Genomic DNA, 13,126 nt, shown 5'->3' on the forward strand with positions numbered 1-13,126 from the left:
GGACGACAACATAAGGACAGGACGCCGTAGGACGAAAATAAAACAGACTATAGATTTAGCTTGTTTTGCATGGATGTGACATTGGACGTTGGATTGAGACCCGCATGATCAGGATGATTAAATGCGGGTTTTCTATTTCTATTATCCCCAAATTTCTATTTTTCTTATTATTTAGATTGTTCTTTTTCTTAGTGCTCATGTTAAAGCTGCTTGATGTCATTTTGATGACATGACTTTTCTGCTATTTAAAATTTTTTCCTTTTTTTCATTTGCTTTTGCATGGTCTGCTGCTGCCAATTTGGTTAAGCTAGTTCATGATTTAAATTTTTTAGATGGCAGCTATGTTAAAAATTTACGGAATTAAAAATTGTAGTTCGATGAAGAAAGCCTTTGATCTGCTGACTGAGCAAGGTCTTAGTTATGAATTTCATGATTATAAAAAACAGGGCATCGATGCTGAAACCGTCAAAACCTGGCTGGATGCCTTGGGGCAGGATGTGGTTCTGAATAAAAAAGGGACTACCTGGCGTAAACTCAGTGAAGAAGAGCAACAGACCGCCCTGTCGAGTGAAGATGCATTAATTAATGTATTAACTACCCATACCAGTTTAATCAAACGTCCAATCTTGGCAACCTCCACAGGATTTATTGCCGGTTTTGATGAAACAGCTTATCGTGGCTTGAATCACTAATCTCTTGCTCTAAATGGTATTCATAAAAAAAGCCTGACATTGGTCAGGCTTTTGTATATCTACTTAAAATAAATTAGTTGGCGCGAATCCAGGTCTGGTTACGACCCAATGCCGCTACGCCGATAAAACCACGTAGCTCAAGTTTCTTGCCGCCGTCTGCCAGCTGGCCTTTCAACTTATAGGTTTTACCAGATTGCGGATCTAGGATCGAACCGCTGTCATAACTCGTACCACCAGCATTTTTCAAACCTTTAACAATGGTCAAGCCTTTCAGAGATTTGTTGTGATATGGACCTTCACATTTTTTGCAGGCATTTTCTTCACCTGGAGTTAACACAGACTGAATACTAGCTGACAAAGTGCCGTTCTTTTGTTCAGTGAATTTAACAATGGCCTTAGGCTGCTTGGTTTTATCATCAATGGTTTTCCATACCGTGCCATTTAAAGGATCCGCGGCATTAGCCAGTGCAGATAAGCCTAGTAGTCCTAACGTAAGCGCTATTTTTTTCATTTTTCTTCATTTCCTTAGTCTGAAAATAGACCCATGTAGTATTAAAAAGTTACAACAATTTTTCAATTTTTAGGTGTGACTATTTAGTGTAACCTTGTAAATATGGTTGGTAAATAATCTACACGATCAATAAAAGCACAAAAAGATGGAAGGAAGATGAAGATAAGCCCGCTAACGAAACAATTAATTACAGAAAGCTTTTTAAAAACGGCCATTCGTGCCCCGAGCAGATTCAGTCTTCCACCGAGTTCAATGCGCATTGCTCTGGAACAGATGTGCAAACTTTTCCCTCAGGATAAAACGGTACAGATTCGCTCGCTTCGATTGGCCGGACTGCGCGCGGAAGAAATTAAGCCGCAGCAGGAATCGACCCAGCTGATTTTTCATATTCATGGCGGCGCATTTTACTTAGGTTCTTTAAATACCCATCGTGCCTTTATGACTCAAATTGCGGCTCGAACCCAGATGCAGGTGCTGCATGTCGATTATCCGCTATCACCCGAATCTGCCTATCCAGAAGCGTTGGAAGCCTTGTTTGATGTCTATAATCTGCTACTGGATCAAGGTGTTCAGGCCAAAGATATTATTCTGTCCGGCGATTCTTGCGGTGCCAATCTGGCCTTGGCGCTGGCACTCAAAATACAGCAGGAAAGTCTGCCACAGGTCAGCGGTCTGATTCTGCTGTCTCCACTGCTGGATTTAACGTTGACCAGTGAATCTTTACGTTATAACCAGAAGCATGATGCCCTGCTGTCTCTGGAAACGGTTCAAACCGGGATTGAATATTATGTGCCGCGTTCGATTGATCGTGGTGATCCGGAAGTTTCTCCTTTTTTTGCCGATTTAGCCGGCTTGCCACCGATTCATATTCAGGTAGGTTCCAAGGAAATTCTGCTGGATGATGCTAGTCGTTTTAAAGAAAAAGCGGAACAGGCGGGTGTCGAGGTCGAATTTAAACTCTATACCGGCATGTGGCACAACTTCCAGATGTTCAGTGCCTGGTTCGATGAAGCCAAACAGGCGCTGACCGATCTTGCAGAATTTGCCCATCGTCTGGACCGAGATTAAGCATGATTTAGCATATAAAAAAGGTCAGCCGTAGCTGACCCTTTGAAAAAAGGTTTTAGGTTTTAAATGGCCTGAACTTGCTGCAATGCAGTTTGCAATGCTTGGGCTTTAACCGCTTCGCCCATGTTCACTCCTTCAGCACGAATCACTTCGATATCATTCACACCGGTAAAGTTAAACACGGTTTTCAGGAAAGCCTCCTGAAAATCAGCCGGGCTTTGCTCGCCATAGACACCACCACGGCTGCTGGCAATATACACTTTCTTATTGCCCGCCAAACCCACAGGACCTTGTTCGGTATATTTAAAAGTACGTCCCGCGACACAGATCCGGTCAATCCAGGCTTTTAGGGTTGATGGCAAACCGAAGTTATACATCGCTGCACCAATCACCACGACATCAGCCTGTAAATATTGATCTAAAATTTCCTCGCCCAATGCCGTTTGTTCTGCATTCTGGCCCATTAAAATTTCGGCGGTAAGATGAGGAATAGGCTGTGCAGCCAGATCCAGATACTCAACTTCAATGGCCTCAGCATATTTTTGCTGCAGTTGTTCCACCACAGCCTGAGTCAACTGACGCGAAATAGAAGCATCTCCTAAAATACTGGAATCAATCTGTAAAACTTTCATGGTTTCGCTCTTTATCTTTGGTTGTTTCTAACAATGCAGCCATTTTAACGATTGACTATATTGAAATAATTAGTACAAATAAAACACATCATCCTGAATTTAGAACAAAACTGTATACCTCTTAACCTCTTTAATTTTGATTAAGACCCTTTGACATAGCCTGGATCACTTGCGCTATCGGCAAAGACTGAGCAGATCAGATATCAACTAAATCACAAAAATGTTTTAAATATTGTTGTTTATCAAGCATTCAAACTTATGTTATCTTGTGTAAATAAAGTTATAAATATCCAATAAGTCTTAAAAAAAATCTGCCATAACAATTAAAGTCAGACCGGGACCATGAAGCGAATATCGCCTGTATTAGAAAAAGTGATAAGACACAGAATCAAGAAATACCTGGTCGAAGATGAAGTCGTGATGAACTGGCGCATCCTGAAGAAATGCATCCTGATGCTGACCTTGGGATGCGGAGTACATCTGACCTGGCTCGGCTGGGATATTTTCGTGTTATTAAATCCCGAATATTGGCAATATGTTCATCTAGAACGGGTCTATACACAAATTACTCTGAACAGCAGCTTTCTGGTAATTCTATTTCTCCTGATTTTTCCCTGTTATAAATTTCAGGGGAATCAGCTGATTGAACGTTATCTGCCTTATATGGCAGTGGGTACTTTTGTTATCTCGTTGTGTCGTGACGCCTATCTCGTCGGGGTGATCAGCCCTGTGGCCACGACCTCCTATGTCTGTTTAATTATGGTGGGACTGGTGCTGTTCCATCGCACGCTGGTTTATAGCATGCTGATTCCAGCGTCAATTTTCCTAGGCGGATGTGCCTATTTAAGTTTCAGTCATCAATTACCTTATTCACCGCTCTTTAATATCGATGACAAGCTTTTTTATAATGGTTTCTGGCTGTTATCGATGCTATATTTCATTTTGCCAATTCTGGCCGTCTGCATGGTGTTATTCGAGATTCTGCTCAGTCAATGGCGTCATCGCGAGCAGCTGATCAAACAGCTGAGCCAGATTGATCCGCTCACCAATCTGTTTAACCGCCGTAGTATCAACCAATGTCTGGATAAACTGAATGCCGCAGCCACTCCCAATTATGCTTTAGTGCTATTGGATCTGGATCATTTCAAGAAAATTAATGATCACTATGGCCATCATAAGGGTGATGAAACCTTAGTCGAAGTGAGTGCCGTGCTGAATCAGCAATTGCGCGAAAGTGATGTAGTCGGCCGTTTTGGCGGGGAAGAATTTATTTTGGTGCTTAAAAATACCAGTCTGGAAAAAGCCGAACAAGTGGCTGAACGCTGCCGCATCGCCATTCAGCAATTGCAGATTTTCAGTGATGAGGATGAGCTGATTCCGGTGACCGCCAGTTTCGGGATTGCCATTTCTAGCGCGGAATTACGCCCGCAGCAGTTATTGAGTCAGGCTGATCAGGCGCTTTATCAGGCTAAAGCCGGTGGGCGTAATCTGGTCAAAGCTTATGCTGAACCGGTGCCAGTACAGATGCAGGTTTCTTAAACGGGTTCAGCTTTTTTTAAGAACTAAATTATGGATTTTCACTTTGAGCCAGTGCTTGCAGCTGTGCCAGCAATTCTGCCTCGCTAAAAGCACCGGTTAAACGTAAACCCCTAATTTCCTGCTGCTGCGCATTCAAGAATAAATACGTCGGCGGCCCGAGAATTTCCCATTGGTTTAACAGCGCTTGATGAGAGACATTATATTGGCTTAAATCCAGCTTGATCAGGAAATATGGCGCAAGCGCCTGCTGTACCGCTGCAGATTTTAAAATACGATGTTCGATCGGCTGACAGGCAACACACCAGTCGGCGTAGACATCAATAATAATCTTTTGCCCTTGTGGTGCCCTGTCCAAAATCTGCTGAAATTCTGCTGCACTACGTGCCACATGCCACTTGGCTTCTGTGCTCGCCTGCTCCACAAAAAAACGCTGACTGTGCTGATATTGGCTATAAGCGATATAGGGCACGGCCAGTACCAGACACAGGATATATAGCCATCTCAAACCGGTACGATGCCAGAAAATCCGGAACAGCACATAAGCCACGAAGGTCATACCCAAAGCTAGGGATAACCATTGTAAAGCGGCTTCTGAAATCAGTGGGCGAATAAAATACAGCGCCAGCGCCAGCATGATAAAGGCAAAGAGCACTTTGATCTGATTCATCCAATGCCCGGCTTTAGGCAGAATCCGTGCACCCAGAATACTGGCCAGCAATAAAGGCGTGCCCATCCCAAAACCTAAAGTAAACAGCAGTAAAGCTCCCTGCCACTGACTTTGCGTCTGGGAAATAAACAATAATGCGCCTGCCAGCGGTGCGGTCATGCATGGCCCCACCAGAAGCGCCGAGATCATGCCCATGACACCGGCACTGACCAGACTGCCTCCCTGCTGCATGGCCTGTGCCCGATCCAGACGATGAACCAGACGTTGCGGCAGTTTGATTTCAAACAGGCCAAACAGATTCAGGGCAAACAGGACAAACAGGATGCTAAATGCGATCAGGGTTCCCGGTTGCTGCAACCAGCGCTGAAAATTCAGGCCGGCCGAAGATGCAATTAGGCCAAGTACTGCATAGACAGCGGCCATACTGCTGACAAAAGTCAGTGCAATCATCCAGGCTTTCAGTCCTTTACTGTCACGTACGATCAGCGAGGTCAGAATCGGCAGCATCGGCAAGGAACACGGTGTAAAAGCCAGTAAAATGCCTAAGCCAAAGAACAGCAAAAGCCCATAGCCCAAAGAGCGTTCAAGCAGTTGGGCTGACCATTTCTGGTCTTGTGCTGCATAGGGTTCAGTTTGTGTGTGGGCTGATGCAGAGATTTCATTTGCTGTAGATTCTGAGGAGTCCGCTGCATTAAATAGGGTATTGTGTTGCAGTGATGAAGTATTCAGATCAAGTAAACGCTTTGTTCCTGATCCGGTAGCTTCAAATTGCACCAGACCAGACAAATCGGTCTTGAACTGAATGGTTTGTGGCGGATAACAGATCCGGTCTTTGGCACAGCCCTGCCAGCTGACCTGATAGGATTGCCCCGCCTGAGTCGGAATTTGAAACTTTAACTGCTGATAATAAACCTGGGTATGTCCATAGTTATCATCATATAAATCTTCAGCGGGTGGCAACTCAAACGACACCGGTTGGTTGCCCTGCCGGACTTCAATTTTATGCTGATACAGATAATAGTTGTCTGGAATCTGCCAACTCAGTTCAGCCTGCTGCTGACTGGTGGAGATCACGCTCACAGGAAAAGCCTGCTCGGCAGACAACAATGCAGTTTCCGCCTGAGCAGGACTGCTGAACAAGGTGCTTCCCAAAATAACCAGGGCAAGCATTTTCCCCCAGGTCGGGAACTGCGAGTATTTCATCATCTGTGAGTTGGATAACTTAGAACAGCACAGAGAAACCTAGGCCTGAGAAGTAACTTCGATCTGCACCATCCAGATCTACACCGACATTCGCATCCAATTGGACACGGTCGTTTAAGGCATACATAACCCCGGTACCGAGCGCGTATTGATTATCGACACTTTCAGCTTTACGGTAAATCAGTTCAGAATAACCTGACCAGCGATCAGTAATACGGTAGCCTAGAGAAGGAATCGCAGACACTGCCCAGTTGCTGTCCTGCCATTCATAACGCATGGTCAATGCGGTACTGACCAAGTCATTATATTGAGACGACACGACAGAACCCAAGCTGTAAATATCTTCTTCATTAGTGAAACCGGCATTGCCTGTTGCAATGATAGCTTCGGCCAGCAAAGCCATACTGAGTTTGTCATCATCCAAATCAATGGCCTTTTTCAGACCAATACTAACATCGCCCAGACCATCATCTTCTTCGGTCTGGCCATTGGATTTCACTTGGGTCCAGGTCGGGCCAGCCCAACCTAAACGCAATTCCAGATCATCACTGAGTCCGGTACGTAACAACATATCTGCACTGAGTGTGGTCGCGGTCTGATCGCCCGACTTGCTATAACGCGCTGTAGGCAAGCCTTGCTCCCAAGCGACATTTCCGACTGGAGTAATTCCAGTACTGAGACCCTCACCTGGTCGATCAAATTCAAAATCTGCTGCGAAAAGCTGTGCACTACAACCGGCCAGTGCAATCAAACCCAAGGTTTTTAATGTTGTCATGTTGGAGCTCTTTATTAAAATTTAACTGAGTTCTTTGGTCATTTTTGCGCCATGCTTGCGAAGCAGTTCTAGCGTCTGTTTTTCTTCATCCAAGGCTTCTGACCAGTTGATTTCATCAAAATCACAATCAAAGAATAGATCACTAATTGAAGATAAAATAGTCATGCCATCTTCATCTTTGCTATTTGGATCGACTTTTTCATCCAGTAAACGCTGTACAGCTGGCGCGCATGCGGCACTTGCGGCATCCCAGAGTGGACCATAAATTTCTTCTGCATCCCACAAATGCAGATTCACTTTGGCCTGGATCAGTTCTTCCAGAATCTGTAAATGTACCGCCAAACGTGCCTGTTTCTCCTCTTCTGAAAGTGGTGTTCCGGCTTCATACAGCTCACACACTTCTTCCCACCATTTAAACAGGCCATCTGACCAGACCGAAATCACCGGGCCTTTGTCATGATCAATAAAATTCGGGTTGAGTCCATCTGCCAGCAGCTGTTTGACCTGGTCCAGATTTAATTCTTCGAGTGCTTGCACAAAAAGTTGTTGTTGCGCAGTTAACATGATGGAGCTCACTTTGATTCGTTTTCGACTATTATGCCGAATAAAGCAGGATTTGTTGTGCTTCTCATAACTATATTTTTGTTTAATACGAAAAAAGCCCCGCAGGGCTTTTTCAAATCGGTTCGGCTTAGTCTTCGATATCCGCAGTATCTGTGTCTGCTAGTTCGAGAGCACCAGGACGAACATTGTCTTTTTTCTCGATCACATGTTCCAGACTACGTTTTAGTCGGTCAATTGCACCATGGATCGCAGTATCGACATTATGGCCACGATGATTGACTACGACAGGTTTCAAGCCTGCAGGACGCGCTTCAATCATACAACGAATATCGTCATCGCCGCCTTTGGCGCCATTTTCATCACTGAGATGGACTGAAAAATGGGTAATACGTTCGCTGTGGCGCTGGAATTCTTGATTTAATTCTTCCCGTACATAAGTAATTAAACGATCACTATTCTGAATGTGGTTATCGGTACGAAGTTCAATATTCATATATTACCATCCTCAATCTTTGTAACTTTTGAGTGCAAAATTTTTTATCTTGGCACGTTTGTAGCTTGCTGTTTCGCATCGCATTTCACTTCTTCAAATGATTGGAATCACACCCTCCATTTTGAATAATGAACACATTTTTGAGTCTGCAGAATCGTGTCCTTATATCTTGAATATCGGCTGTATCTTGGAAATATGCAAGTGATATTTTGGTTTTTTAGCAAAAGAATAATCCATTGTGACAACTGCTTACTCAGCTCAAAAATACAGGATTTTTCAAACGGAAATTTCACAACCTTTCACATGATTTAATTTGAAATAATTTTTTAGCCAGACCGATAAATCGCTTAAATAACACTCGACCAGGAAACCTAAAAAAGGAGGAATTAAAAGTATTTTTTATCGAAATTAGCTCACTTTTACCTAATAATTTATCTTATAAGATCAGCGCCTAGTCAGCCTTACAGTCCTGAATAGATCATTTGCTTTATCATTATTTAGTTGCTTTTGCATAACCGGGAAAAATACTCTTTCGTCATTTTAAAATAACAACCTGCAAAATAATTTTTTATTGAAATATAAGACCGTTCAATCTCACTTGAAGAGGCTGAGAACAGGCTTATAAAACGACGGTCATTTGAGATTTTCAAACTAACCTCATTACACAAACAGAACAAAGCTGTTCAGCCTCAGGCCCAAATTAATTACTAAACAATCTGTATATCCCCCCCTATTTTTTACTGATTTTGTAAGTTAATCATCGTAAATTGAAGTGATTTTATATTTTTAGTTATACATTCAGTCTTTTAAGGCACTACATATTCAACTTTATTTAAAAAATAATAATTTAGAGAAGTATCAGCGAAAGGCAATGAAAACTGAGGAAGATGATCGTCTTCATTCAACTCATGGGGGCTGAAATATATTTAAGTCAGCGATCACTTTTAACTTTATTTTTACTTATTAATCTGTATGCTTATTCTGCTTTCTCGGGGGGATAGATTTAAATGAAATTTACACAACTTGCGGCACTTTGTGCATTGGCTTCAACTGCAGCATTTGCTCAAGCAAAACCAGCTTGGCAGGACTTTAGCGTTACAGGTCTTTATGGTGAAAACTATGAAGTTGTAGACGATCAGCAAACTACTTTAACTGTTGAATATGCTGCAAAAGTTAAATATGCAGATGTATTCTTCTTTATGGATCGTCTGCGCGGTGGCGATGATGTTAAAAGTACGTACTTTGAGTTATCACCACGTTTAAGCTTAAGTGAAGTTACAGGCCAAAAACTTGCCTTTGGTCCAGTGAAAGATGTGCTTATTTCAACAACGTGGGAAGGTTCAGATAATGCTGATAACTTCCTATATGGCGTGGGCTTTGACCTTGATATCCCATACTTTCAATATGCAAGCTTAAATCTTTATCGTGCAAACAATGAAAAAGTGTTTGGCAATAAAGACGATTATCAAATGACGCTTACCTATGGTGTGCCATTTAAACTGGGTGCTGAAGATTTTCTTGTAGATGGCTTCCTTGATTGGTCAACTGCTGAAAAAGACGCTCAAGCAAGCGAGTTAAACTGGACTACACAGTGGAAATGGAATGCGGGCAAACACATTTCTCCAGATACCCGTTTATACCTCGGTGTTGAACATTCAGTGTGGAACAACAAGTTTGGTCTTAAAAATCAAGACGAAAACAATGTCAGCGCACTTGTGAAATATCATTTCTAATTGATGTATGATCAAAAGTAGAACTCCGGTTCTGCTTTTTTTTAAACTGTGATTTCAGCTCACCTCTACTAGAACAAGAATATGCCTGATTTTGATATTCGACCTGCGACCGAACATGATCTTGAAACCATTCTCGAGATTTATAATCAGGAAGTACTCTATGGTACTGCGACCTGGAACAGAACAGCCTTTGATTTGAACTATTTCAAAATCTGGTTTAAACAGCTTAAAAATCAGAATTTCCCGGTTTTTGTGGTTGAAGATACTCAAAATCAAGTCGTCGCTGGCTATGCCTGTTATGATCAGTTTCGTAGTATTCAGGGCTTTCAACAGACGGTAGAACATTCTATTTTTTTAAACCCGGATTATGCAGGGCAAGGTTTGGGTTCTAAACTATTGCAGTATTTAATTGAACAGGCTCAAGTACAGAAACTGCATATCATGGTCGCGGCGATTGATTCTGAAAACACCTCATCGATTCATCTGCATGAAAAACTGGGGTTCGTTCAAACTGCCTATATGCCGCAAGTCGGACAGAAGTTTGGGCACTGGCGTGATTTGGTCCTCTTACAACTCAATCTGGATCAAGCTTGATTAATTCTTAGTTTAAAGCTATTCCAGAACTGCTTTCTGGATATTCCTCTTCAGCTTTTTAATATTTGGCCATCACGATATTTTGTTGTTATCCAGTTTAATAAGCACAAGTTCTATTTACTTATACGAGTGGCTATGTTTTATTCAGTTCAAAATTATACTGAATAACGCTATGTATCAATCTCTATTGTCTATTGGTCTTTTAAGTTTAAGTATGCTCACTTTTGCTGATTCAGAGTTTGAAAAAGAATTGTATTCAGGCTGTAGCCAAGTCCAAAACTATGCAAATAATGGCAAGAAATTCTACGACCAAAAACAATATCAAAAGGCCATAGCGCAATTCAAACAACAAGCCGCCTGGTCATCTTTTTGTGCGATGAATGTAGAAGACGGTGGTACAGCTTTTTCTGAGCGTGATATCACCACGGCATTTAATAATGTTGGCTTAAGTTATGCCAAGCTTGGAAAGCCGCAATGGGCACGCGCCTGGTTTTCCGTTTTTCCGAATGCTAAAGCCAGCCAGTTCAATCTAAAACAGTTGCCTGCACCAGAAAAACCGAAGAATCTTGCAGGCAAATATGTCCGCTATGCAGGTTTTGGCCAGTGGAATACGATGGAAGTTAAACGGGCTTCGAATGCCTACCAAATTGAGTTTAATGGACTCTATATGGGTTTGCGCAGTCTGATTTATGGACCAAATATAGGAGAATTTTCAACCCGGATGCCATTGAATAAAGCTCAGACCAATTACAGCGTAGAAGATTGCAAAATTGATTTGAAATTTCAGTTTAACGCTCAAATTGGACAACAGATTGCGGTGAATAGCAGCAATCCGATGTCTTGTGGTTTTGGACATAATGTCTCGGCGGATGGCATGTATTTAAAGGTTGAGTGATTGCTGATTCAGCGATATCTTATTGCCCTATAACAAACATAATATTCAAAATATTACAGGGAAAATATGGCTAAATTTCTAAATACCAGTGCAACTAATTTTTTCTTAGAAGAACTCATTAAAAATGCCAAAGAACGTCTAATTTTAATCAGTCCGTATTTACGTCTCAATGACCGCATCAAAGAATTATTAGAAGACAAAGACCGGCTAAAAATTGATGTTCGCATTGTCTATGGCAAAAGTGATTTGCATCCTGAAGAAATCAAATGGATTCAAAAACTGGACTATGTGCGTTTGAGTTTCTGCAAAAACCTGCATGCAAAGTGCTATCTCAATGAATCGGAATGTATTATTTCGAGTTTGAATTTATATGAATTTAGCCAGGTCAATAACAATGAAATGGGCATTTCAGTTCGTAAGTATGAAGATGATGAAGTTTTTAAAGATGCGTATGAAGAAGCGCAGCGTATTATTCGGATTAGCGAAGAAGTCCGGATTAGCTTAGATGAAGTTAAAAATGACTCTAGTTCTAAAGAAATTGAAATAGATGAAGAAAGTAATACTTTGTCTAAACTTACCACGTCTAAACTCGCTGCAAAGCACAAAATCAAAACAGCTGATTTCCTGGATAAGATGACAGAAAAAGGTTTTCTAAAACTTAATGAAAATGGCAGACATCTTCTAACTGAGCAAGGGAAAGAAATTGATGGTGAGTTTAGACCAAGTCAGTATGGCGGCTATTTTCTCTGGAATGAAAATATCGAGATTTAAAGAAAAACTTTAAGTTCCTTTTCTTTCCAGAAAAGGGAACTTGATAGCCAAAAGTATCAAGCCACTGCCTGATTCTGACAGGCCGACATGACATGTAACACCGCAGCTGTCCGTGTTTCTACATAAAGCTTTTCAAAGACATGCTCAAGATGCTTGTTTACCGTCCGTGGGCTGAGTTGCAGGATCTCGGCAATATCCCGGTTGGTCTTCCCCATCGTGACCCAATGCATCACTTCTGCTTCACGCGGTGTCAGGTTGGGACAAGCCTGCGCGATTTCCTCTGCGCTCGGCATTTGGGTCTGCTCTTTCAACTGCACCAATACATGTTTAGAGATATGCCCTGCATACAGTTTGGTGAGCAGGTTAAGCTGTAACTGCTGATGGCCATGACCGTACTGACCATGCAGTAAGTGTGCTTGATCTGGCTGCTTGAGCAAGTCCTGTAGCCACTGATTCAAACTGGACTGAAAATGCTGTACATCCACCTGATGATTTTTCAGCAATTCACTGACGATTGGGGTCTGCCAGATAATTTCACCTTCCAGATTCAGCGATAGAATCGCACTGCCGGTTGCATCCAGCATTTGTCGCTGCTGATGCATTAAACGAGCCTGTAACAAATGGGTTTTTACTCGTGCCCGAACTTCATCAATATTTAAAGGCTTGGTGACATAGTCTACCCCACCAACCTGAAAGCCTTTGAGGATATGTTCAGTTTCTGTCAGCCCGGTCATAAAGATCACTGGAATATGTTCAGTCACTGGACTGGCTTTAAGCTGAGTGCAGGTTTCAAAACCATCCATCTCCGGCATACTGCCATCAAGCAGGATCATGTCAGGCTGAATGCGATGCGCAATTTCAATTGCATCAAATCCATTGGTCGCTACAAGTACCTGATAGCCAGCCTGATCCAGGCTCTCATGCAATAGACTTAGATTTTCAGGTATATCATCCACAATCAAAATACTTTCCAACATGTCCACCTTACC

Annotated in this window: 14 protein-coding genes; 7 read left to right on the forward strand and 7 right to left on the reverse strand. The window is 42.2% G+C overall.

Annotation, left to right across the window (positions count from 1 at the left end; translation table 11 throughout):
- Positions 1–341: 341 nt before the first annotated feature.
- Complete coding sequence (locus NI469_RS01325) at positions 342–692, forward strand: Spx/MgsR family RNA polymerase-binding regulatory protein (protein ID WP_044108818.1); 351 nt, start codon at positions 342–344, stop codon at positions 690–692.
- 73 nt (positions 693–765) lie between these two features.
- On the opposite strand, the gene NI469_RS01330 is transcribed toward NI469_RS01325, so the two are convergent.
- A complete protein-coding gene (locus tag NI469_RS01330; protein WP_004729136.1) occupies positions 766–1,203 on the reverse strand; it encodes a DUF2147 domain-containing protein in 438 nt (145 codons plus the stop codon).
- A 156-nt stretch (positions 1,204–1,359) separates the two neighbouring features.
- On the opposite strand from NI469_RS01330, the gene NI469_RS01335 reads away from it, so the two are divergent.
- A complete protein-coding gene (locus tag NI469_RS01335) occupies positions 1,360–2,271 on the forward strand; it encodes an alpha/beta hydrolase (protein ID WP_004729134.1) in 912 nt (303 codons plus the stop codon).
- 62 nt (positions 2,272–2,333) lie between these two features.
- On the opposite strand, the gene NI469_RS01340 is transcribed toward NI469_RS01335, so the two are convergent.
- Positions 2,334–2,903: an FMN-dependent NADH-azoreductase gene (locus NI469_RS01340; RefSeq protein WP_004281290.1), complete on the reverse strand. Its 570-nt coding sequence runs from the start codon at positions 2,901–2,903 to the stop codon at positions 2,334–2,336.
- Positions 2,904–3,245: 342 nt separating this feature from the next.
- On the opposite strand from NI469_RS01340, the gene NI469_RS01345 reads away from it, so the two are divergent.
- Entirely contained in the window at positions 3,246–4,442 is a 1,197-nt protein-coding gene (locus NI469_RS01345) for a GGDEF domain-containing protein (protein WP_004729133.1), read from the forward strand.
- 28 nt (positions 4,443–4,470) lie between these two features.
- Here NI469_RS01345 and dsbD read toward each other — a convergent pair whose 3' ends face one another.
- From dsbD to NI469_RS01365, 4 genes are all read right to left on the reverse strand, one after another.
- Entirely contained in the window at positions 4,471–6,312 is a 1,842-nt protein-coding gene (dsbD, locus tag NI469_RS01350; RefSeq protein ID WP_004729130.1) for a protein-disulfide reductase DsbD, read from the reverse strand.
- Between the two features lie 19 nt (positions 6,313–6,331).
- Complete coding sequence (locus NI469_RS01355; RefSeq protein WP_004729129.1) at positions 6,332–7,087, reverse strand: transporter; 756 nt, start codon at positions 7,085–7,087, stop codon at positions 6,332–6,334.
- Between the two features lie 21 nt (positions 7,088–7,108).
- On the reverse strand, positions 7,109–7,651 hold the full coding sequence (locus NI469_RS01360) for a hypothetical protein (protein WP_004647221.1): 543 nt from the start codon (positions 7,649–7,651) through the stop codon (positions 7,109–7,111).
- A gap of 127 nt (positions 7,652–7,778) precedes the next feature.
- A complete protein-coding gene (locus tag NI469_RS01365; RefSeq protein WP_004647220.1) occupies positions 7,779–8,144 on the reverse strand; it encodes an HPF/RaiA family ribosome-associated protein in 366 nt (121 codons plus the stop codon).
- A gap of 1,007 nt (positions 8,145–9,151) precedes the next feature.
- Here NI469_RS01365 and NI469_RS01370 point away from each other — a divergent pair.
- From NI469_RS01370 to NI469_RS01385, 4 genes are all read left to right on the forward strand, one after another.
- The gene (locus tag NI469_RS01370) at positions 9,152–9,877 is read left to right on the forward strand and encodes an outer membrane protein OmpK (protein ID WP_129716224.1); all 726 of its coding nucleotides are present in this window, start codon (positions 9,152–9,154) and stop codon (positions 9,875–9,877) included.
- 81 nt (positions 9,878–9,958) lie between these two features.
- A complete protein-coding gene (locus NI469_RS01375) occupies positions 9,959–10,471 on the forward strand; it encodes a GNAT family N-acetyltransferase (protein WP_044108812.1) in 513 nt (170 codons plus the stop codon).
- Between the two features lie 172 nt (positions 10,472–10,643).
- Positions 10,644–11,366 carry a hypothetical protein gene (locus NI469_RS01380; RefSeq protein WP_044108811.1) on the forward strand — a complete coding sequence of 241 codons (723 nt, stop codon included), beginning with the start codon at positions 10,644–10,646 and terminating at the stop codon, positions 11,364–11,366.
- 66 nt (positions 11,367–11,432) lie between these two features.
- Positions 11,433–12,137: a phospholipase D family protein gene (locus tag NI469_RS01385; protein ID WP_129716220.1), complete on the forward strand. Its 705-nt coding sequence runs from the start codon at positions 11,433–11,435 to the stop codon at positions 12,135–12,137.
- Positions 12,138–12,193: 56 nt separating this feature from the next.
- Here the strand turns inward: NI469_RS01385 and NI469_RS01390 are convergent, their stop codons facing one another.
- A complete protein-coding gene (locus tag NI469_RS01390) occupies positions 12,194–13,114 on the reverse strand; it encodes a response regulator (RefSeq protein WP_005220520.1) in 921 nt (306 codons plus the stop codon).
- Positions 13,115–13,126: the final 12 nt, after the last annotated feature.

Origin of the sequence: Acinetobacter lwoffii, from assembly GCF_024129735.1 — a bacterium.
GTDB lineage: Bacteria > Pseudomonadota > Gammaproteobacteria > Pseudomonadales > Moraxellaceae > Acinetobacter > Acinetobacter lwoffii_H.

Excerpts from the sequence above, each read along its gene's own strand:
- NI469_RS01375 (WP_044108812.1), top strand. The coding sequence starts at position 9,959 with ATGCCTGATTTTGATATTCGACCTGCGACCGAACATGATCTTGAAACC.
- NI469_RS01355 (WP_004729129.1), bottom strand. The coding sequence starts at position 7,087 with ATGACAACATTAAAAACCTTGGGTTTGATTGCACTGGCCGGTTGTAGT.
- NI469_RS01390 (WP_005220520.1), bottom strand. The coding sequence starts at position 13,114 with ATGTTGGAAAGTATTTTGATTGTGGATGATATACCTGAAAATCTAAGT.
- NI469_RS01335 (WP_004729134.1), top strand. The coding sequence starts at position 1,360 with ATGAAGATAAGCCCGCTAACGAAACAATTAATTACAGAAAGCTTTTTA.
- NI469_RS01365 (WP_004647220.1), bottom strand. The coding sequence starts at position 8,144 with ATGAATATTGAACTTCGTACCGATAACCACATTCAGAATAGTGATCGT.
- NI469_RS01370 (WP_129716224.1), top strand. The coding sequence starts at position 9,152 with ATGAAATTTACACAACTTGCGGCACTTTGTGCATTGGCTTCAACTGCA.
- NI469_RS01385 (WP_129716220.1), top strand. The coding sequence starts at position 11,433 with ATGGCTAAATTTCTAAATACCAGTGCAACTAATTTTTTCTTAGAAGAA.
- dsbD (WP_004729130.1), bottom strand. The coding sequence starts at position 6,312 with ATGAAATACTCGCAGTTCCCGACCTGGGGGAAAATGCTTGCCCTGGTT.
- NI469_RS01380 (WP_044108811.1), top strand. The coding sequence starts at position 10,644 with ATGTATCAATCTCTATTGTCTATTGGTCTTTTAAGTTTAAGTATGCTC.
- NI469_RS01325 (WP_044108818.1), top strand. The coding sequence starts at position 342 with ATGTTAAAAATTTACGGAATTAAAAATTGTAGTTCGATGAAGAAAGCC.
- NI469_RS01360 (WP_004647221.1), bottom strand. The coding sequence starts at position 7,651 with ATGTTAACTGCGCAACAACAACTTTTTGTGCAAGCACTCGAAGAATTA.
- NI469_RS01330 (WP_004729136.1), bottom strand. The coding sequence starts at position 1,203 with ATGAAAAAAATAGCGCTTACGTTAGGACTACTAGGCTTATCTGCACTG.
- NI469_RS01340 (WP_004281290.1), bottom strand. The coding sequence starts at position 2,903 with ATGAAAGTTTTACAGATTGATTCCAGTATTTTAGGAGATGCTTCTATT.
- NI469_RS01345 (WP_004729133.1), top strand. The coding sequence starts at position 3,246 with ATGAAGCGAATATCGCCTGTATTAGAAAAAGTGATAAGACACAGAATC.